At 44.8% G+C, this 21,981-nt stretch carries 19 protein-coding genes; 13 read left to right on the top strand and 6 right to left on the bottom strand.

Annotation, left to right across the window (positions count from 1 at the left end):
- Position 1 precedes the first annotated feature (1 nt).
- Genes KFE98_17445 through KFE98_17430 form a run of 4 tightly spaced genes read right to left on the bottom strand, consistent with a single transcriptional unit; the run spans position 2 to position 2,007 of the window.
- Positions 2-406 (bottom strand): hypothetical protein, encoded by a 405-nt coding sequence (locus KFE98_17445; GenBank protein UTW61774.1) that lies wholly within the window; start codon positions 404-406, stop codon positions 2-4.
- Positions 406-1,182 carry a hypothetical protein gene (locus KFE98_17440; GenBank protein ID UTW61773.1) on the bottom strand — a complete coding sequence of 259 codons (777 nt, stop codon included), beginning with the start codon at positions 1,180-1,182 and terminating at the stop codon, positions 406-408. Before KFE98_17440 ends, KFE98_17445 begins: the two co-directional genes overlap by 1 nt.
- Positions 1,134-1,613, bottom strand: a complete 480-nt coding sequence (locus tag KFE98_17435; GenBank protein ID UTW61772.1) for a hypothetical protein — start codon at positions 1,611-1,613, stop codon at positions 1,134-1,136. The genes KFE98_17440 and KFE98_17435 overlap by 49 nt, the downstream gene beginning before the upstream one ends.
- Entirely contained in the window at positions 1,594-2,007 is a 414-nt protein-coding gene (locus KFE98_17430; protein ID UTW61771.1) for an FMN-binding protein, read from the bottom strand. The genes KFE98_17435 and KFE98_17430 overlap by 20 nt, the downstream gene beginning before the upstream one ends.
- 233 nt (positions 2,008-2,240) lie before the next feature.
- On the opposite strand from KFE98_17430, the gene KFE98_17425 reads away from it, so the two are divergent.
- The 11 genes from KFE98_17425 (at position 2,241) to KFE98_17375 (ending at position 13,547) form a co-directional block, all read left to right on the top strand.
- Entirely contained in the window at positions 2,241-2,972 is a 732-nt protein-coding gene (locus KFE98_17425; GenBank protein ID UTW61770.1) for a hypothetical protein, read from the top strand.
- Positions 2,973-3,004: 32 nt separating this feature from the next.
- Entirely contained in the window at positions 3,005-4,438 is a 1,434-nt protein-coding gene (gene guaD / locus KFE98_17420; protein UTW61769.1) for a guanine deaminase, read from the top strand.
- A 52-nt stretch (positions 4,439-4,490) separates the two neighbouring features.
- Positions 4,491-5,765, top strand: a complete 1,275-nt coding sequence (locus KFE98_17415; protein UTW61768.1) for a hypothetical protein — start codon at positions 4,491-4,493, stop codon at positions 5,763-5,765.
- A 172-nt stretch (positions 5,766-5,937) separates the two neighbouring features.
- The gene (gene rfbF / locus KFE98_17410) at positions 5,938-6,714 is read left to right on the top strand and encodes a glucose-1-phosphate cytidylyltransferase (GenBank protein UTW61767.1); all 777 of its coding nucleotides are present in this window, start codon (positions 5,938-5,940) and stop codon (positions 6,712-6,714) included.
- A complete protein-coding gene (gene rfbG, locus KFE98_17405; protein ID UTW61766.1) occupies positions 6,699-7,793 on the top strand; it encodes a CDP-glucose 4,6-dehydratase in 1,095 nt (364 codons plus the stop codon). Before rfbF ends, rfbG begins: the two co-directional genes overlap by 16 nt.
- A complete protein-coding gene (gene rfbC / locus KFE98_17400) occupies positions 7,793-8,350 on the top strand; it encodes a dTDP-4-dehydrorhamnose 3,5-epimerase (protein UTW61765.1) in 558 nt (185 codons plus the stop codon). Before rfbG ends, rfbC begins: the two co-directional genes overlap by 1 nt.
- Entirely contained in the window at positions 8,340-9,566 is a 1,227-nt protein-coding gene (locus KFE98_17395) for a class I SAM-dependent methyltransferase (protein ID UTW61764.1), read from the top strand. The genes rfbC and KFE98_17395 overlap by 11 nt, the downstream gene beginning before the upstream one ends.
- On the top strand, positions 9,563-10,420 hold the full coding sequence (locus KFE98_17390) for an NAD(P)-dependent oxidoreductase (GenBank protein ID UTW61763.1): 858 nt from the start codon (positions 9,563-9,565) through the stop codon (positions 10,418-10,420). Before KFE98_17395 ends, KFE98_17390 begins: the two co-directional genes overlap by 4 nt.
- On the top strand, positions 10,413-11,147 hold the full coding sequence (locus tag KFE98_17385; GenBank protein ID UTW61762.1) for a cephalosporin hydroxylase family protein: 735 nt from the start codon (positions 10,413-10,415) through the stop codon (positions 11,145-11,147). The genes KFE98_17390 and KFE98_17385 overlap by 8 nt, the downstream gene beginning before the upstream one ends.
- Before the next feature lie 11 nt (positions 11,148-11,158).
- Positions 11,159-12,061 carry a glycosyltransferase family 2 protein gene (locus tag KFE98_17380; protein ID UTW61761.1) on the top strand — a complete coding sequence of 301 codons (903 nt, stop codon included), beginning with the start codon at positions 11,159-11,161 and terminating at the stop codon, positions 12,059-12,061.
- Position 12,062: 1 nt separating this feature from the next.
- Complete coding sequence (locus tag KFE98_17375) at positions 12,063-13,547, top strand: oligosaccharide flippase family protein (GenBank protein UTW61760.1); 1,485 nt, start codon at positions 12,063-12,065, stop codon at positions 13,545-13,547.
- Positions 13,548-13,563: 16 nt separating this feature from the next.
- Here the strand turns inward: KFE98_17375 and KFE98_17370 are convergent, their stop codons facing one another.
- On the bottom strand, positions 13,564-14,430 hold the full coding sequence (locus KFE98_17370; protein ID UTW61759.1) for a sulfotransferase: 867 nt from the start codon (positions 14,428-14,430) through the stop codon (positions 13,564-13,566).
- Positions 14,427-15,752, bottom strand: a complete 1,326-nt coding sequence (locus KFE98_17365) for a polysaccharide deacetylase family protein (protein UTW61758.1) — start codon at positions 15,750-15,752, stop codon at positions 14,427-14,429. Before KFE98_17365 ends, KFE98_17370 begins: the two co-directional genes overlap by 4 nt.
- A 464-nt stretch (positions 15,753-16,216) precedes the next feature.
- Between KFE98_17365 and KFE98_17360 the strand changes: the two genes are divergently transcribed.
- Together KFE98_17360 and KFE98_17355 are read left to right on the top strand one after the other, a co-directional pair.
- A complete protein-coding gene (locus KFE98_17360; protein ID UTW61757.1) occupies positions 16,217-21,265 on the top strand; it encodes a T9SS type A sorting domain-containing protein in 5,049 nt (1,682 codons plus the stop codon).
- Positions 21,266-21,387: 122 nt separating this feature from the next.
- Positions 21,388-21,969 (top strand): hypothetical protein, encoded by a 582-nt coding sequence (locus KFE98_17355; protein UTW61756.1) that lies wholly within the window; start codon positions 21,388-21,390, stop codon positions 21,967-21,969.
- The last annotated feature ends 12 nt before the right edge of the window (positions 21,970-21,981 follow it).

Raw genomic sequence — 21,981 nt, 5'->3', positions numbered from 1 at the left:
GTTACTCCAACAAACCATCATCAATCCATTTCTGCACAATATCCCTTTTGTCTTGGGGCAGCAAGCCAGCAGGGGGCATAGGATTGATCGTGTCGTTTAAACGCTTAGTCAACAAGCCGCTTTGAGCGGTTGACTTGGCCGATGCATAATTCGTAAGCAATAGTCCGGCACTCGGCGCGGATCCTCCATGACAGGTGATGCAGTAGTTATTTAAGATATCAGCCACATCGTTGTTGTAGTGCCTGATTATCGAATCCTCTGAGGACACCCAAACTGTATCATACACCGTCACTTTTTTACAATCCGGACTCGGTGCCGGTTCCTGGATTTCTTCTTTCTTACACCCCGCTATAATGGCCCCTATAACCAGAACAAGGGCAGCAGCTTTCATTAAATTCTTCTTCATCAGTTCAGCACATTAATGTTTGTTACAGTTACTTGAGCCTGCTGGCCCGGAGCCACAGTTACTTGCATTTGGGCATGGGTATAATCTCCCATTCCCGGACTTCCATCGCCATCGTGGTCCGCTACTACGGTGACGTAGTAATCACCCGGATGCAAGTAGGTGAATAAAAACTCACTAACGGTGGCATCGAAATCAGGAAACTGAGTGATGGAATTGAAATTTTGCATTTGAAAGAATCCCTGGGAATCAGTGAGCGGTTTGTCAGACAGATACAACAGGATGTTGTCGTTTTGAATGGTGGCATTTTTTTGGATATCCACCTTCAGGTAACCCAATCGGGGAATATCGGTAATGATGTAGGGATCACCTGATAGCCCGGCCAGGGTGAAGACGTCGTTGCTGGAGTGCTCCGACAGAAAGCTCGCTGATTTCGCAGAATCGGCGCCTGGGGCTACATATAGATCGTTTTTATTGAATCCTGCGGAGAAATTCCAGGCAGGCGTATTGACTGGAAAACCAACTGCCGAAGCTGCATCCTGTGACAAATGCAGGTTTTCCTTCTTAGCGGCAAAGGTCATGTGACGTGTGGCCATATCAAACTCACCCAATCGACTGGTGTAGGCATTGAAATAAAGGCTATCAGAAACAAATCGAAGCTCCATGTACATGACTTGGGTTCCTCCTATTCCATCCACCAATCGGTAGTAGTCTCCACGGGCATCGCTCCTTACACTATCGAGCACAAAGTAGCTCGTGCGGTAAATCCCACTGAGCACTCCCCATTTCGAGCCATGATGGTTCGGGTATTTTTAAAATCGGTAACGAAAAATGAGGTAAACAAATTCCCCATGTTGCCCCCTTCGAAAATGCCAAATACATGCGAATTGGAAACGGCTCTATAATCCAAGGCAAACCAATCCCAATCCCAGGCCATCACCTTATTGGTACCGATCCAATGTCCTTGCATCTTTTCGATGAGTTCAAATCCCTTTTTGTTAATGTCCACTGGAATAACGGGACTTACCTTAGTCGTTCCCGTCGTATCAGGGGGTTTAACCATCGTTATGGTGACACGAACCGTATCGTGACAATCCTTTGTTTCAGCGGGAGGCATTTCCTCCTTCTTACAGCCGTTTAGCGAAAATGCAGCTACCATTCCCGCCAAGGCAAATCCCCACAGTGTGGATCTAATCTTCGTTGTTTTCATGTATGCGTACCCAAATTTCAGAGGACGATTGGTCCCCAAAGTGTTCCCGTGCTTCTATGGTATCCTTGTGCTTCAAGCTCAAAGACCAGTGTTTGTTAGTTGTATTGGTAGCTCCGCTTATTCCATCTACATACACCCCGTCTTGCTCCTTTAAATCCCGGAACAAGAACTTGGATGGTTTGCCTTCTTCCTGGATAAGGGTGGTGCCATCGTTGTAATAAAGAACGCGACCTTCAATTTTGCCTTCATCCTCCACAATGTGGTAGGTGGCCTTGTAGTACTTACTCTCCACCCTCCATTTTCCAAACAAGTTGGAATCCGGTGAATCACAGGAGGTCAAAGCCAACAAAACGGCTACGACGCTAACCCAACCACAAGTTCTTAAACTAACCATGACGCAAACCTATTGGATCCAAATTCGGATCGTTTTGACATAGATCAAAAACTGCGTTTTCGACGTAATTCAGCATGGCGCTCCAATTTAGTTTGCTTCCAGATTGTTCGTAGATTACATTTGACAGCATAGCAAAAAGATAGTCTATTTTAAATAGAATCAAACCATTACAAATCGCTACTTACCTGATCAAACTGTGCTTATAACCCATCCAAATTGCCTTCAATAATCTTATGAAACATCTATTATCTGCCCTTCTATTGGCTTCTGCTGTGACGGGTTTTTCCCAAAATTTCAGTGAGACTTCTTTTTCTGGACTTTACGGTAGCGGCTTTTTATCCAATTCCAATCTCACGGATAATTGGGACCGGACCACCCTGACCCTGGAGCATGCCAGTGGCTGGAAATATGGAGACAACTTTACCTTTTTAGACCTATACGACATTGGCAAAACCTCCAGCCAAGATTATTACTTCGAGTGGCATTCCCGCTTCTATGCCGATCCGTTGATCAAGCTAAGTGAAGACAACAAGGTAATTAAGCACATAGGCCTCGCCACCCAAATCAACATCCCACCAAACGGCAATGCAGCCTACCTGGCGGGCCCCATGATTGATTTTAAGGTTCCTGGCGCGGCCCACTTTCAAACCAGCTGGCTGGTAAGAAACACACCCAACTTAGAGGGAGTTTCCTTCCAATTGACCGCCGCTTTTCGCTGGTGGTTTGGAAAGAAGCTCAAACAAGAAAAAAGCGGTGATCCGATGCGACGCTTTTTTATCGGTGGATTTATTGATGTAAAATCCGTCGAGGGTACCGAAGCGGCCTGGGTCATTTTTCAGCCGCAGTTGCTGATGCACGTGAAGAAATTAAGTTTTGGAACAGAGTGGTTTGTATACACCAACAAATTCGGTGTAGAAGGCAAAAATGAATCCGTTCCCCAAGTCATGATTAGATGGGTACTCTAAACCCGAAGCAAAACCTTTAAAAAACACCGAACATGAAAAGTGTAACATCGCGAATCGTACTCGTATTACTGGCCGTAGTATTTCTCCTTAATGCTTGTAATGAACCAACCAGCATCCCGGAAAAGTCGGAAAATCCATCCCAAACTCCCGAGGCATCAACAGAAAATGACGTTCTCTACATCCGAGGTGCTATTCTCCATTTCCTCGAGGATCCGGCTAAGGTAGACGTGGTGCAAAGTTTTCAGTATTTCGAAAACGGATTGCTCATTGTAAAAGATGGAAAAGTGGTTGAAGTAGGTCCCTACTCTGCATTAAAGTCGAAAATCAAAGGCGAAGTGATCGATTACTCCGGCAAACTCATTATGCCCGGTTTTATTGATACGCACATTCATTTTCCTCAAGTAGAAATGATGGCCGCATACGGTGAACAGCTACTGGAGTGGTTGGATACTTATACCTTTCCCACCGAGCGGAAATACAAAGACAAAGCCTACTCTAAAAAAATGTCGAAGTTTTTCCTGGATCAGCTGCTGAAAAACGGAACTACATCAGCCTTGGTATTTGCCACCGTTCATCCCGAATCGGCAGAAGCCTTTTTTGAAGAGTCTCACAACAGAAACATGCGAATGATTGCCGGCAAGGTGCTCATGGACAGAAATGCTCCAGACTATTTGCTCGACAACCCTGAAAAGGGCTACTTGGAATCCAAGGAACTTATTGAAAAATGGCATAAAAAAGGTCGCCAGTTATATGCGGTTACTCCCCGCTTTGCCCCTACCTCTACTCCAGAACAGCTCTACAAAGCCGGAGAATTAATGAAAGAATTTCCAGATGTATGGATGCACACCCACATGAGTGAAAACACCGATGAGATTGCCTGGGTAAACGAACTGTTTCCCGATCGGAATGGCTACATGGATGTCTACCACCATTACGGACTAACAGGCCCTCGATCTGTTTTTGCCCATTCCATTCACCTTACCGATGAGGAATGGAAGCTATTTCAGGAAACCCATTCAGCCGTGTCACACTGCCCTACCTCCAATTTGTTTTTGGGGAGCGGATTTTTCAATTTGAAAAAAGCAGACAGCTTAGGTATTAAAGTGGGAATTGGAACCGACGTTGGAGCTGGAACTTCCCTGTCTCAATTCGTAACCCTCAACGAAGGCTATAAAATTCAGCAGTTGCAGCGCAACAAATTGTCTGCCTTCAAGGGCTTTTACCTGGCCACTTTAGGCGGTGCCCGTTCGCTGGAACTGGACAACTATATCGGCAATTTTGAAACCGGTAAAGAAGCCGATTTCATCGTTGTGGATTTCGCAGCTACCGATTTGCAGGAGGAACGTATCTCTCATTCTCCCAATGTAGAAGACAAGCTTTTTGCGCTGATGATGCTGGGTGATGAACGTAACGTTGCTGCCACCTATATCATGGGTAAGAAATTGTATGAGCGCCCGGCAAATTAGGCATTGTGGCGAAAGAAGTTTAATTTAGACCTCCAGAATCAAACCTTAAACAATGCTGAAATCTGCCCCCAAAGCTGATCGTGTTAGGAGTATCCCCGTTGCGCAACTGAAGGCCTCAAAACCGCCTCAAGCGCAAACCATATCTGCCTTTGACAAACGTCGGCCCTCAGGACTCATTCAACACGTGGTACAGGCCAAAAAAGGCCTACCTGTGAACGATTCCAGTCATTTGGACAAAGGAAGCCTTGCCGGAGATGTGATTCAATTGCAAGCGAGCAAAGTGAAGAATAGGTTTGGGGAATTCGACGCCACGACCTATAAGATATGGCCAGGTGATGAAAATAGGAACAAAGTAGGTGCCGAAATTCAACTGAATTGGAACCCAAATCGAAACCATGTCGCAGAAGGTACTTATGGTTTTATTCAAAAAGTAAATCGACAAAGTTTGGGTCTTTCCAGGGTCCATTTTAACGAGGTTGAGAAAACCAGGAAAAATTCCGATGTAAAAATCAAGGAGTACCATAAACGTGGCCATGGTAAAAAGGTAGAGGCCTTTGAAAAGGGAAATGTGAGTGACTTTTTCAAACGAATCTCCATCGAAAACTCGGAACAACATCACATCGATTCTTTAGGAGAGAGCTACAGCAACAAGGCCGAATTTCGAACCGACCACCCTATGTATGGAGCAGAAGGCAAAAAGGAACATTTGGAACTTGATCCTGTGCCCGATAGCGATAGAAATGCGCTGGGTAGGTATCCTGCCCATGTAACACCAACCGAAGTTGGTAAGGCTCAGTTGTATGACCTACCTGCGGTATCCAGGTATTACAATGCAGAAAAACAACCCTTAGTCCACAATGTAGAAGAAGGAAATGTACCCACCTACGAGTTTTTTGGGAAGGATCATTTCGAGGTTCGGGTCGTCGGATTATCCGGTGATATGAAAGGGAAATACTTAGGCGGTATTCAATGGGGCTGGATTAATGATAAATCCGGGCATCGTTTGTTGCCTCCATCCATTGTTCTGCAAAACCGTGACCTTCCCAGTAAGAGCTTTATCGAAGCCAGTAAAAAATGGAATGAAGCCGAGGTAGCCAAACCGGAAGACGAACAGAAGAAGCAAAGCCAATGGTTTATGGGAGGCGGCAGCCTAATAGGGGCAGGTGCCGGCTTATTTACAGCAGGAGTTGCCTGGCCTGTTATTCCATTTATAGCAGCAGGGGCTTATGCAGGAAAAAAGATTGGAGACTATAAAGGCAGCAAGGACAAGATTAATACCGTGCCTATCCCGATTCCCGAACCGAAAAAGAAGAAAAAAACACAGTAGCGATTGGAAGATCCTACATCGAGAAAAAACTTCCTTTACCAGACACCGGATTTAAGCACCCAAACTCCCTTTCAACAAAGTCATGTTCCCAGCTAACTACAATCATTCTTAGGTTTAAACAATCCTTTCAATATATTTGCGGATTCAACCCCAAATGAAGGATTTTTAGGACATGAAAGTAGTGATATTTGCCGGTGGTTTTGGGACCAGAATCTCTGAAGAATCGTACCTTAAACCCAAGCCCATGATTGAGATTGGTGGAAAACCTATTCTCTGGCATGTAATGAAATCGTATGAGCACTACGGATTCAACGATTTCATCATTTGTTTGGGCTACAAAGGGTACATGATTAAGGAGTACTTTATGAACTACTTCTTACACAACTCTGATGTAACTATCGATCTGGCCAACAACAACCTCGAAATTCACCAGTCCAAATCCGAATCCTTTAAGGTCACACTGATTGACACAGGTCTGCATACCATGACCGCAGGTCGACTCAAACGAGTCAAAGAGCACTTGGGTAATGAAACCTTTATGCTCACCTATGGAGATGGTGTTTCGGACGTGAACATCAACGAATTGATCGACTTTCACAAGAAAAATAAAAAGTTAGCGACCGTTACCTCTATTCAACCTGCAGGAAAATTTGGTTCCCTTGAAATTGAAGAAGATGGATCGGTGACTAAATTCATGGAAAAGCCCAAGGGTGACGGGCACTGGATCAACGGAGGCTTCTTTGTTTTGGAGCCCCAAGTACTCGATTATTTGGGTGACGACAGCGACGAAACGATGTGGGAAGATTACCCGCTGGTGAACCTGGCAAGTGATAATCAATTGGCCGCATACAAACATCATGGCTTCTGGAAGTGTATGGATGCATTAAGAGATAAACAAGAACTGGAAGGCCTCTGGCAATCTGGTGAAGCTAAATGGAAAGTTTGGTAATGCAATCCCTGTTTGGAGGAGTATACACAGGAAAAACCGTTCTGGTAACCGGCCACAACGGATTTAAAGGAAGTTGGTTAAGTCTTTGGTTGGAAAAACTGGGGGCTGAGGTTCACGGATTTTCGCTGGAGAATTATGCCAATGCAGATCACTTCGATCGACTTCAGGTAAACTGCCACAATCACTACGGTGATATTCGAAATGCGGCATCCATTAAACAAGTAGTTGATTCCGTTAAACCGGACGTCATCTTTCACCTGGCTGCACAGCCCCTGGTGTTAGATTCATACGACGACCCGATCTACACCTACGAATCCAACGTAATGGGTACGCTACATGTACTTGAAGCAGCCCGACACTGCGATTCGGTTCGTGCCTTGGTGAATGTGACCACGGACAAGGTTTACGAGAACCACGAAAAACACCATTACTACAAAGAAACCAATGCCCTGGGAGGCTACGATCCTTATAGTTCCTCCAAGGCATGTTCCGAAATATTATCCAGTTCTTTTCGCCGCTCCTTTCTGGAAAATCACGCTTGTTTGCTGGCCACAGCCCGTGCAGGAAATGTGATTGGCGGTGGGGATTGGTCGAAAAACAGATTGATTCCTGATGTGTTTAAGGCCATAAAAAATGGCGAGACACTTTCCATCCGAAATCCTGGTGCGGTTCGTCCCTGGCAACACGTGCTGGAACCGATTTCCATTTACCTGGAATTGGGTCGTAAGCTACTGGAAGGCGATCAAGGTTTTGCTTCAGCCTGGAATATCGGCCCTCAGCAGGAAGACTGCATCTCAGTAGGAGATATTTTAAAGCAAATTATGGCCCGAACCACGGGAGAAGTAAACGTGGAGTTTGCTCCGAACCCAACGGCACACGAAGCGAACTTGCTCATGCTCGACATCGACAAGGTTAAAAATGAGCTTTCCTGGGAACCGATTTGGAACATTGAAGAAGCCGTGAATCGAACCGCTGATTGGTACTTAAACTTTATTCAATCCGGAGAACTATCTACAGAAAGCGATTTGATGGCCTACATCGATGATGCTTCCAAGCGAAAATTAAGCTGGTTGAGTTAATGCAGTTTACCGAAACCCAAATAAAGGGCGTCTTTGAGATTGCGCCAAGAGTGTTGGAAGATGACCGCGGAGGCTTTTTTCGCCTTTACTGTGCCGACGAATTAAAGAAGGTAGGCATCCATCGTCCGGTTGTACAAACCAACATATCCATCAACAATAAGAAGGGTGTGCTTCGCGGTATGCACTTTCAAAACCTTCCTTCCCAGGAAGATAAACTGGTTACCTGCATTCAAGGTGCCGCCTTTGACGTAGTGGTAGATTTGAGAAAAAACTCGCCTACCTTTCTTCAATGGACTTCGATAGAGCTTTCTGCCGAAAACAAAACGGTAGTGTGTATTCCAGCCGGTTGCGCTCATGGATTCATTACCCGTGAAGACGATACCCGCCTACTCTATCATCACACTGATTTTTACACTCCTTCTTGCGAAGGGGCTTTTAGATATGACGATCCACAAGTAGGAATCGAATGGCCATTTGAGCCCATAATCATTTCTGAACGAGATCTTTCTCACAAATTCTTAGATAAAAACTTTAACGGTCTGGACCATGAAATGTAGACATTGTCAAACTGAACTCACCACCACTTTTGTAGACCTCAAGACCTCTCCTCCATCCAACTCATTCCTGACCGCGGATCAACTGGATAAGCCTGAAGCTTTTTACCCCTTACACATCCATGTGTGCGAAGAATGCTTTCTGGTACAGATCGATGAATTTAAAAATGCTCACGAGATTTTCTCGAACGACTACGTTTACTTCTCCTCTATTTCCAAGAGCTGGCTGGCTCACTGCAAGAAGTACTCCGAGCAAATGATTGAGCGCTTTGGATTAGATTCCAATAATCAAGTGGTTGAAGTAGCCTCCAACGATGGGTATCTACTCCAGTATTTCCACCAACAAAACATTCCGGTGCTGGGTATTGAACCGACTGGAAACACAGCCGATGCCGCCATCGCTAAGGGCATTGAGTCGGTAAAAGAATTCTTTGGTGAAGAAATTGCGCATCGCCTGAAATCAGAAGGGCGTGGCGCGGACCTGTTAATTGGAAACAACGTGTTGGCTCACGTGCCAGACATCAACGATTTTGTAAAAGGCCTCAAAGCCATGCTTAATGAAGAAGGTGTGATTACGATGGAATTTCCACACCTGATGCAGTTGGTAGCTAACAATCAGTTTGATACCATTTACCACGAGCACTTCTCTTACTTATCATTGACCACCGTAAGCCGAATTTTTGAAAGCTTTGGCCTACAGCTGTTTGATGTGGAGGAAATTCCAACCCATGGTGGATCTTTGAGAATATACGGTAAACACGCTGAGGATAGCAGCAAAGAAGTATCCAATCGATATGAAGCTTTGCTTGAAAAAGAAAAGAGCATTGGAATGACTACCCTGGCCTACTACGAAGGTTTTCAGGGCAAATCGGATAAGGTAAAAGATGATTTGCTGGAATTCCTCAAAACCGCTAAAGCTGAAGGAAAATCGGTTGTAGGATATGGTGCAGCTGCTAAAGGAAACACCCTCTTAAACTACTGCGAAGTGGGCACAGAACTCATTCAATATGTAGTAGATGCATCTCCACATAAACAAGGTAAGTATCTGCCTGGTTGCCACATTCCCGTGGTTGATGAGTCAGAGTTGCGCCAAACAAAACCCGATTACATCCTGATTCTTCCTTGGAATATTAAAGATGAAATCATTAATCAATTGAGCTATACCCAAGAATGGGGTGCTGAATTTATGGTGGCCATTCCAGAATTGTCCAAAGTATGAAGGTACTGGTAACAGGCGCTACCGGATTTGTGGGAACCTATGTGGTTCAAAATCTTTTGGATCGAGGTATCGAAGTGATTTGTACCTCCGTGAATGAAGAGAAGGCAGCCAAAGCCTCCTGGAAGGGCAAAGTGACCTACATTCCTTTGGATTACATGAAGGATGGGGAAAACGCTTTCATTCGCCTGGGCAAACCGGATAAAGTGATTCACCTGGCTTGGCAAAGACTCAACAACTTTAAGGATATCTACCACCTGGAAGAAGCCTTGTTTCCCAATTACCAATTCCTGAAAAACCTCATTGCCGATGGATTGCAGGACTTGACCGTTGTTGGCACCTGCCTGGAATATGGTTTACAGGAAGGAGAATTGAACGAAGAACAAGATACCCGGCCTACCGTTGCCTATGGACTGGCCAAGGATACCTTACGCAAGTTTTTAGAGGAGCTAAACAAGGTGACTCCTTTCCATCTTAAATGGGTACGCCTGTTTTATCCTTACGGCAAAGGCCAGCAGGCTAAGTCCTTGCTATCTCAACTGGACCGGGCCTTGGAAGAAGGGCAAACAACCTTTAACATGTCCATGGGAGATCAGGTTAGAGACTTTATCCCGGTGGCAGATGCAGCACGAAATATTAACGACATTGCCCTTCAAAACGAATACGAAGGCGTGGTGAATTGTGGCAGTGGAGACCCCGTTTCGGTGAAAACCTTGGTTGAGCGACACCTGGCCTCCGTGAACCAACAGATTGAACTAAATTTGGGGCATTACCCCTACCCCGATTACGAAGCCATGAAGTTTTGGGGCAGCAGTGAAAAATTATTGAAAATTAGAAGACTATATACCCATGAGTGACGAAATCAAAAAATTTCAGGAAGAGAGAAAAGAACGTATCCGAAAGCAAGGTGAAAACGAAGTATTAAATGACTTGAGCACCCGCTTTATGGAAGAGTCGATGCGTGTGGAATACTCGTATAATTTTTCCTGGATGGGTCGTCCCATCATTCAGTATCCTCAAGATATTGTAGCGATGCAAGAGGTGATCTGGAAGGTACAACCAGACCTGATCATCGAAACAGGTATTGCTCATGGAGGTTCCCTTATTCTATACGCTTCATTGATGGAGCTTATCGGTCATGGAGAGATTGTAGGTGTGGATATCGACATTCGTTCTCACAACCGGGAAGAAATTGAAAACCACAAAATGTTCAAGCGAATTCACTTGATCGAAGGTGGGGCTACAGATCCCGATATTATTGAGCAAGTGCGTAAAATGGCTGAGGGCAAGAAGAAGGTTATGGTTGTTCTCGACTCTAACCACACTCATCAGCACGTATACGATGAATTGAAATTGTACAACGAATTTGTAACCAAAGACAGTTACTTAGTTGTATTCGATACCGTGGTTGAATACTTGCCAAAAGGATTCTTTACCAACAGACCTTGGGACGTGGGTGATAATCCTCAAACTGCTGTAGATGCATTCTTGAAGGAAAATGATGCCTTTGAAATCGATGAAGAAATTCACCAGAAATTGCAGCTTACAGTAGCCAAAAGAGGTTACTTAAAAAGAACCAAATAGCAACGGTAACTATGCCAGAAAGCAATACCGGCCCGCAGGTTACAATCGGGTTGATGGTCTATAATGAAGCGGCTTATATTCAAAGCACCTTAGATTCCATTCTGGCACAGAAGATTGATGCTTCTTTTGAAATTCTGATTTCCGACAACGCTTCGGATGATGGTACGGGTGAAATGGCCCAGGAATATGTTCAGAAATACCCTGAACTGATCAAGTACCACCGGCAACCGAGGAACGTGGGAATCATACAGAATTTCAATACTTTGATTCATAAATCCACGGGTAAGTACTTTATTCTGGCTGGAGCTCATGACTTATGGTCTCCGGGATACGTGAATAAGCTGTACCAAGCCATTGTAAAGAATGACAACATTGCCCTGGTAGCTCCCAAAACCATCATGATTGATGAAAAGGGAGAAGAAATGGATCAACGGATCGGTTTTGTGGATACCTCCTCTTACATTCTTTTGTTCCGATTTATCGCCACATTGATCAATAATCAAAATGGGTTGTATGGTATTTACAACCTTTCGATTTTGAGAAAAACCCGGCTTCAGTTGGAAATGTTTGGCTCGGGAGCTTTGATGCTTTCGGAGATGGCTTTGATCGGCCACATTACCTTTGAGCCCGAGGCTATTTGGTATCGAAGGGAAGTTCGCGAAAAGGAATCCAAGGAAAAGCGATTTAAACGCTATACCCGAGTTTTGTATTCCAAGAAGAAGTGGGTTCTTTTTCCACATTGGAAAATCCCCCTGGAATACCTCAAAGTAGTGTTTATTGCCAAAGTGACTTTAGGACAACGCTTGCAACTGCTGGCTACCTGGCCGCTCATTTTTGTGATTTATTTCAATTTACTGGCCTTTGATTTAGTGTTTTTTGTAAAACGATTATTCAAAGGCTCTCTTTCAGCTTAGGTTGGGAATTATTATAAAAAATAGCGCTATCACCACCATCATCAACATGGTGGGTGTGGGTATTGGGGCCATCAGCCTCCTGTTTATCCAGGCGCATTTTTTGAGTGAACAGGAAATTGGAGCGATTAAGGTCCTCCACTCTACAGCTTTGCTCATCTACCCCTTTGTGTTGGTAGGCTTAAGCAGTGCCATTCCCCGCTTCTTTTTCCATTTTGAGAAAGACCAGAAGCAGTACAACCAGTTCATATCCTTTACACTGGTGGTGCCTTTTCTTCTATTGGTAGTATTGATCGGGCTTTTTTACTCCCTCGAGAGCTATGTGTACACCCACTTCCTCAACAGCTCGCCCTACCTGAAGAAACTCATGTTGGTGATTCCCATAATGGTGGGGTATTTCACCTTCACCGCTTTACTGGAGAACTACCTCTTTACTAAAACCAAAATTGCGGTACCGTCGGTATTGAGAAATGTTCTCGCCCGGCTTTATCTGATTGCGGTTATCTTCCTTTACTATTTCGACGTATTCGATTTCTCTTCCCTCCTACTTTCCTACAGCTTGCTCCACCTGATCAACCTGGCGATCATGTTTTATCTGGTGAAGAAACGATTGAACTACAGCTTTACTTCTCCCTGGACGATTACCGGTACTCCCATTTTCAAAAAGATGGCGACCTACTGTTTCTACTTGATCTTGGGAACGGGTGGCACCGTGATTGTGAATCAGATTGACACCCTGATGACCGGAGGAATTCTTCAGGATTTAGGCGCTGTAGGAATTTATACAATTGCCTTCTTCATTGCTACACTAATTGAAATTCCAAAACGTCCACTCGTTCAAGTAGCGGTACCCATTTTATCGAGAAGCTTAGGGAACAACGAATTGGACGAAGTGGAAATGATTTACAAGAAGTCATCCATTAACCTGCTCATCATCGGTGGGGTCATCTTTTCCCTGATCTGGGTAAACATTGATTACCTCTACCAAATCATGCCTAATTCGGAGGTATACGAAAACGGAAAGTACGTAGTCTTCTTCATCGGACTCTCCAAAATGTTTGACCTCGCCTTGGGAATCAATTACGAAATCATTCAATACTCCAAGTTTTACAAATGGAATCTGTTTCTAATGCCCTTCCTTGCGGTGGTGGCCATTGGAACCAATCTATACTTTATTGAAGCTTACGGTATCACAGGAACAGCAATAGCTACCGCCATATCCATTTTTATCTATAACCTGATCCGTACCGCTCTGATCTATTTCAAGCTCAACCTACACCCGTTTACAGTCAAACACCTGGCAACGGTGGTGTTGATTGGAATCGGAGTATTGGTGGTAAAATGGGTAAATACACCAGACAATCCCTTTCTTGGAATCATTATCAATACGGCTATATTCAGCGTTCTATTTGCCGTTCCAGCCTACTTCTTACGCTTATCTGAAGATTTGAACCGAATCGCAGAAATGCTTTGGAAGCGGATTTTCTAAAACCTTTTAAAGGAGATTAGGAATAATATTCCTGGTTGATTTTGGCTATTTCCATCACCCTCTTCTTCTGATCCTCCGATAATGAAGGGCTCGCCGATTTCTTTCCCTTGTTCACCGGTTTGCTGATGGTTTTGCTAATCACCGCATCGGACAAGGATGGAACCCCAATGAAATCATAAATAGACCGGGTAACTTCAGGCTTTTTGAAAAGATCTTCTGCAACAACCGTAAGTACCCGTTCTTGAGGAAGCGTGGATTTGAAATCATGAATAAATTGATTGGTCTCATTCCAGAGCCAGGCTACTTTTTCTTCAATTGGCCATTTGGCAAACTCCTCTTCCCTTCCTACTGGAACGATTCGCCCTTCGTTGTTGTAGTTGTCTCCTTCATACCAATTGCGCCCAACTCCACTCTTTACAAAGGAAATGGGGTTGCGAATAAGATGAATGAATTTGGCCTGGGGAAAAAGTTCTGCCAGTTGATAGGCGAAGAACGTAATCCGGTTATTGGTTTCAATGTAAGTTTTGTCTACCAAAATAGATTTACGAATCAGCTCATACCGCGCCGCATCGATCATTTTCATCAATTCACCGTGGGCACTTTTGTGGTTCTCGTAGGCATAGCGATCGAAATAGTACATTTCTGGAAGCGTTGCGTGATGATCTTCCACTTCCTCGCTCATGGTAAACATTTTGGAGAGCAGCTTGGTACCACAGCGGCCAGTAGATAATACAAAACAGATTTGATCGCTTTGATGTACTTCCTTGTAGATATCGTTGTAGTGGAATTTGATGTTTCGGCTTCTTTCACGATTGGCCATCAACTCTTTTACAAAGGTTCTATTTACCTCTAACCAACTTCCTATGACGTCTGATAACTTCATTCAGCTTCCAATTCTTCTACTAATTCGATGGCACTCTTGGAGATCAATCCTATATCCTTACAGCGATTGATCAAATCGGAAAATACCTTTTCCCATCCCTCGTACTTGTGATCCGAGAAATAGTTGTTGTGCCAAAGTACCGAAAGACAGCCTCCAAACTTGGCGACTTCCTCAATCAAAGGTTCGCAGGTTTTTACTACCAACTCCTTGTCCAGCCCCATATAACCAGACTGGTCAAAAGTGGTATCCATAATGTTTAAAGGAATTTCCAAAAAGGAATGCGCTTTCTGCTCCTCAAAATTAAACGGATAATAAGGATGGCAAAATGAATTTCGAAATCCAATGTGCTCGGCAAATCCAACGGAACAATCGTATCGCACGCCAGACTCTTCCACTACTCGAAGGCTTGATTGCAGGTGGAAATTCAAAAAATGAAAACGATTGCCTTTTATCTGAACACCGAAGGGATCAAATTGATGGAGCTCATTCTTCATCATAGCAGAATCATAAGCGCTACCAATGCTACCGTGTAGGGCTACTTCCGCCCCGTTTTGTTGAATATGCTGAAAAACCGGAGCAAAGGCCTTTTGTTCCAAGGTGTAATCCGCATTGCTTATTCCGTCTCGTTGCCCCTGCTCTACTAAAAAGAAAAAGGTGGATTTTACACCGAGGGATTTTTCCAACTTAAGAATCCGGTCAAAGTTGAACCAGGTATCTTTGCCGATCAATTTTCCCAATGCCAATTGGAACAAGGCTGGCAACCTTCCCTTTTTAAGCGCATTGAATCCGTCCTCCTTCCAGCCGGTAGCCACCTTGTCAATATCATGGGATACAAATAGGACAGGTTCAGTAGGTTTCTTAGATAAGGCATCTGCACCATAGGCCTGCTCAATCGCCCTCTTTAGAATGAGAAAGTAGTAATTGACCACCGGTAATGTTTCTATTCCCAACTCCTTTTGAATACTGGTTTCATAGGGAAATCGGCCGTAGTGGTCTTTTTCCGTTCCATGGTATTCTTGCCATTGGCTCAGAAAATAGAAGGAAGCTGCTACCAAGTCATAAGACACTTGAATAGACTCTCCTTTGGCCTCAATAATGGGGCTTTCGGTAAACTCATGAAACAGAAATGGAAGGCGTGTACCTTCAAAATCTTTCCAACAGATAGATTCAGGAATCCTTCTCTTTTCCTCAAAGAGAGTCGTTTGGCAATCGGTTAGTTTGACCTTAGCCTCAGGATTTTTACCCTGGTAATCAAGCATATGACGAGCGGGCCCATAAAGCCGCTCAAAATGATCCATTACATATTTAAAGTAGTGATTCAAGCTCTAACTATTGCTCCGTTTACGCATTCAAATATATTCGAAAAAAGGCCTGGAATTCGTCTCAAATGAGCCGCGCTTGTAACAGGTAAATTGAGCCCAAAAGGAACCCCATTAAAAAACTCGAAAAAACGGCGCATTTCATTTTTTAAAAGTCAAAAAAGCGCTTTTATGGCTTTCCAGCACATCCTAAAAGGATAAAAATCCAATTGATTTGAACTCGTTTTCGGAAAGGATTCGTCATTTTATTGATTCGAGCCCCCTACACAACTCGACATTTCAACTAAATAATAATCAGCACTTTACAAATTAACGTATACAAATTATAATACCTCAACCGGGTAGGAAAAGTGAAATATACGGTTGCAAAGTGCGTAACATTGTACAACGATCAACGGCGCCATCGATCAATTTAAACAATAACTGTACTGTAGGGCACGACCATGCCCTCTAAACTAAAATCTCTCATGAAAAATTCAAACCATTTCAGGAAGCTGAAAATAGCTTGCCTGTCTTTCGGAGCCCTCGTACTCTCGGGGAATCTGATTGCTCAATCAACATCACCTCCCGATTACAAGGCCTTGGCCAAATCGGGCATGCGAATAGACTCTATTCATCAAGTCATGGAAAACTACTACACCACGGCTCGAGCAGTAGACACCTCAGAAGGAGGATATTTCAACAATTACCAGCGATGGCACACCTTCTGGAGTGGCCGGGATGGCAAAGACGGAAATGCCTTCTCCACTTATAGCACCTACCACCACCATGAAGGTGGGTGCATTCAAGAGCCACCCTGTAATGAATCCAACGGTTTACCGGTGAGCTGGAAATCCTTAGGACCTGATCAAGGCGATATCGTTTCAGGCGTGGAACAGCAAGCACTGGGAATTGTTTCGGCCATTGCCATGGATCCTTCCAATACCAACGTAGGCTATGTGGGTACCCTTAGCGGTGGACTCTGGAAGTCGACCAACGTGCAATCAACTACGCCTACCTGGACCAATATCACCGATCAAATGAACCTGCCCAGTCTTGGGGTTTTGGACGTGATCATCGATCCCAACAACAGCAACCACTTGTTTGCTGCGACAGGTTCTACCCGAAAGGGATATGGAACTGGGGTAATCGAAACCTCAGACGGAGGTTCTACTTGGTTTCATACCGATTTGGATTTTGATCCGGTAAATGCTGCTGAACACTTGAAATTGTTCATGGATCCCGGCAACTCAAACATTCTGTTTACCCATACCTCCACGGAAGTGTTTCGTACGGCTGATGGTGGGGACAGCTGGCCATCGTTGAATCTACAAGCGGCTTCAGGCAACCCAAATATTGCTCTGAGAACGATGGAATACAACCTGTCAAATCCTAACGTGGTGTACGTAGCAGGAACTGAAATCTGGCGAGTGACCGGCAACAACGGTAGCTGGACCCAGCTGGATGTACTACCCAGTTTTACGGTACCTACTCACCCCAATGGCTATTCTCATATGTCACATTTGGTGGAACTATCGTCCATGTACAATGGTTGTTATGCCCTAATCAAGTGGATCTACGACAATGGCTCTGGTGGAACTGCTGACTTGTACGAAATCAAGCAATTCTCTGAACTCAGTGGAACTTGGACAAGCATTAACATGACTACTCAGTTTTGTGAGATGTTTATCGTTAACCCGCTGAATCAAAACATCATGTACATGGGAGATCCTCCCAGCAGAACCGTTCAGAAATCGCACAATGCAGGTCAGTCGTTCTACAACATCTCGCACTACTGGCCAAACAGCCCCTACAATGGCGTATCTACCCATGCAGACATTCGGGCTATGAAACTAATCTCTGCGAGTAACTCAGGCTTTTACGACAAACTCATTGTTGGAAACGACGGAGGTGCACTCTATACCCAAGGTTCTACCTGGAACGGCACCAAGCATGTGGTAAACTGGAAAAACATCAACGGTAAAGGTTTGGCCATTACAGAGTTCTTCGGAATCGGAAGTGCCAAATACGATGGAGACCTTATCCACGGTGGAGCCCAGGATAACGGGCTGCTGACCTACGATGCTGGTGAGTGGGATATCGATGTAGTATCAGACGGATACGATGCCGCTGCTGATAAAAATGATCCCTCTATTGCCTATGGTCAAGGTAATTACCCAGGCAACCGCAAAACCAGTAACCGCGGTCAATCCTGGAGCTTTTTTAACTACCCTCCTTTTGACAACCCGAACACCCCTCCTAACCTGTCTCATCCTCCCTATTGGAATTTTGAGACTCGCCCCATTGTCATCAACGAAAGCAACCAATTGTATATCGGTCACCACGATGTATTTAGAAGAGATGGATCCTCCTGGACTCCTGTATCCGATTTTAAACAACACAATGTGGTCGACGGCGCCCAACTGATCGCAGTGGAAATTTCGGAAAAGGATCCCGATTGGATTTATGCTGCTTTCCGCAACCCATGTTGGTCAAACACGGCCAGCCACAAGCTGTTTGTCACCAAAAACGGCGGAACTACCTGGAAAGACATTACCCCAGCTGCTTCCTCCTGGTTAGGTATTACTGATATTGAAACCGATCCGGATAATGAAGAGCACGTGTGGGTTACGTTTAACCGCATTGGTGATGATGGTTCGGGTAACGGACAAAACCGCGTATGGTATTCTTTTGAAGGCGGTGATAGCTGGGTAGACTGGTCCATTGGCCTTCCCGTATTCCCTTGTAACACCATCGTGTATCAGCCTGGATCAAACAACCTGCTTTACGTGGGTACCGATGTGGGTGTATATTACCGCGATGCCAGCGTTTCCGGTTCCGTTTGGAAATGCTACAACAACGATATGCCTAAGGTCATTGTAACCGATTTGGAAATCAACGAATGCTCTCAGAAGCTTATCGCAGCCACCTTTGGACGCGGTTTGTGGGAATCTGATCTGGCCATTACATCGGCCTGGTCACAACAAACTTTGAGCACCAGCACCTATACTGGAATGAACCACATCTCCGATGATTTGATCATTCCTAATGGAGTAACGGTTACCGTGGCAAACGGAGCAACCTTGAACATCTTCCCAGGCCGAAAAATCATGATTCAGCCGGGAGGACACTTAATCGTTAACGGTGGGACCTTGACGAACAATTGCGGCAACCTTTGGGGTGGTATTGAGGTACATGGAGTTAAATCTCAATCCCAGCACCCTTCGGGAGCTACCTATTACCAAGGTAGACTTACCACTTCCAATGGAGCCGTGATTGAACATGCAAAAGAAGCCGTGATGGTATGGAAACCAGGTGACTGGACTTCCCAAGGTGGAATTGTTACTGCCCGTGAAACCACGTTCCGCAACAACTGGAGAAGTGTAGCTTTTATGAACTACGACAACTTCGTTCCAGGAAGTCCTAACCTGATTCAGGACAACGTATCCAAGTTTGAGCGATGCACCTTTGTACACGATGCGCCTTTGAATGCTTCCTTCAATCCTACCCACATGTTTACCATGTGGAAGGTGCGCGGAATCAAAATTTACGGGTGTGAATTCAAGTACACCTACGATCCTACTTTCTACACCACGGCTATTTACAGCCTTAACTCGGGTTTTAGAATCCAGGATTACTGCAACGCCCTTACGCTACCCTGCCCGGCTCAAAACCTGATTGACTGTAAGTTTAGCAACCTAAGTCGAGGTATCGTGGCCACTGGTGCAGCGGAATACTACCCCATCTCCATTCGTAGCGCAGACTTTGACGGCTGTCGTTATGGAGTAATTACCGATGGTGTATATGGCGCTCGTATTATCGGAAACAACTTTGAATCTGATGGAAAGTACATTTTGAGCGGCGTTTACATGCAAAACTCGTCTGCCTACGTGGTTGAAAACAATCACTTTGAACCTACCCAAACGTCAGATGACTTTGAGTACGGAATCATTGTATACAACAGTGGTACAGACCACAATCAGGTATACGACAATGAGATGAACAATGTAAATGTGCCAATCCTGGCTTTTGGAAACAACCATTCCTGGGGCAACAATTCCATTTACAGCGGATTGAAGTTCTTATGTAACGACATGAGCAATGCCCATCACGCTGATATTTTGATTGGTTCAGGAAATGGAGCATCCATTGCTCAAGGTAAAATTCAAAGTGGTTCCATCGTTTCTGCGGGTAACACCTTTAGCACCGTTACCGGTGGTTTGATCAACTACGAGAATGCCAGTTCCTCTGGAATTACGGGTATTTATTACCACTCTAACGCATCCGGTGAAGAACCTACAGCTGTATTCAACATGCTCAAAGTTCAATCCAGTGGATACACCTGTCCAACCAAGTTTGGTCCGGATTACACCAAGTTGACTACTGCCGAGCTGAATGCCGAGAAGGCTGGTTTTATTGTTCAAAACACCAATTTCACCAATGGGCTTACGAGCTACAACAACAGTGTGGATGGTGGAAACCAAACCGGCTTGATCAGCTACATGGATAATGCAAGCAACACCGACGCTGATGTAGAAGCTCGTTTGTTGATGGATTCTCCCTTGTCAGAAAAAGTGATGATGCATGCCATTCTCGAAAGAGAGCTTAACAACACCAGCTTGTATAACGTGTTGATGAACAACGAGCATTCTGGACGTAACGGAGTAATTATCTCCGCGCTGGAAGAGAAAAGCGTACCCATGCACGAGACCATGATTTCTCACATCGTGACCAACGGTGCCAACATTGGTAACAAAGACGAAGATGAGCTACAACTGGGCGATATTCTTGGAGAACGAGGCGATCGTTACGCCAAAGTATTGGATCACTACCTCATTATGGAAAGCACCAATGATAAGACCGATTTGGTAGACTGGATTGAAGAATTGGAGACTGAGCATCACGGTAAAATCCGTCAGATTTACGCGATGTCTTCTTTTGACACTCCTGCCAACGTATCCGCCGAGTTGACCGCCTGGGGTAACGTAAGCTACACCGATGATGAGCACATAGCTGAACGTAGCAAGTTGACCAGTTTTGTGAACCTGTACCACACCTATATGAACAACAGTGGTTCAGTAGAATGGCCCACCAATCCAGCGTTCTTTAGCTCCCTGGCCATGATTAGTGAAGAAGCCAATGCTTACACCTCTTCTCAAGCCGAAAACATTCTTCGATTCAACAGCCTGGATGTATACTTCCCCGTATTGCCTCCATCAGCCAAAGGATCAGGAGATGCCGCTATTGTGAAGTACCTGACCACCTCTTCAGGTCAACCTATGGTGGTGGAAAGCGAAGAGGCCAGCTTTAAACTATATCCTAACCCAAGTGACGGTAATTTCCGGGTACAGTGGGACGGAAATCCAGTGGAAGAAGAAATTACAGTAACGGTGTATAACCTGGTAAGCACCAAACTGTTTGAATCTACTCTGGAAACCGATCAGCTGCACTTTGAACTACCAACCGGAATGTACCTCGTAGAACTCTCCAGCGGGGGCCAAAGTTTGGGTATCCAAAAAGTGAATATTAGTCACTAGCATCAATCAGCCAACCGATAAAAAAGCCCGCACCAGGTACTGCGGGCTTTTTTTATTCCTTTCGGTATAAAGCTGCGTACAACAATCCATACTTCAAGCCGTTAAGCAAGCAAACATCTGCTATGAAAACCCTTGCTCGTTCCCTACTCCTGCTCTTGTTTACTGGTTTAATCCCGATCGCCTGCTGTGACGATGTGATGGAATACTACCAGGTAGATGGCATTGCTGTTACTCTTTCGGTTAACAATCATGGTGAAGAAGATCGAGTGCATGTTAAACCCGAACACCAAATCACCCTGGACTTGCATTTTACAGGGTTCCAATATGTGGCCGAAAACCCAGGTTTTTCATTGGTAACCTCTGCCCATGCAACTACCTGTCCGAAAGAAGGTCGAGGTGGATTTAAAGATCCGATTAGCTCGATCACCATTACCTCTAACAAAGACTACCTAGGACGTTCAGCCGGAAGCTCTCTCAACGATTTTTTTGCTCCCTTCTTTCATACAGACGACAACGATGAGCCCATCGAGATTAGCTATACGGAATTGTACGAAGGACTAAACAACTCACCATATGCTCCCAATTATGCTCGATTTCTGATGAAAGATAAATCGGACACTACAGCCCAGAACTTATCCCTGGAGGTTCGCTTTTCAGATGGAGCTCGCTACCAGGAATCCGTCCCCGAGTTACAGTTTAGGTAAAATCGATAGACC

This window comes from bacterium SCSIO 12741 (genome assembly GCA_024398055.1).
In the GTDB taxonomy this organism is placed as follows: Bacteria; Bacteroidota; Bacteroidia; order Flavobacteriales_G; family Salibacteraceae; genus SCSIO-12741.
The sequence above is the reverse complement of the archived record's forward strand: the minus strand, read 5'-3'. Positions and strand labels throughout refer to the sequence as shown.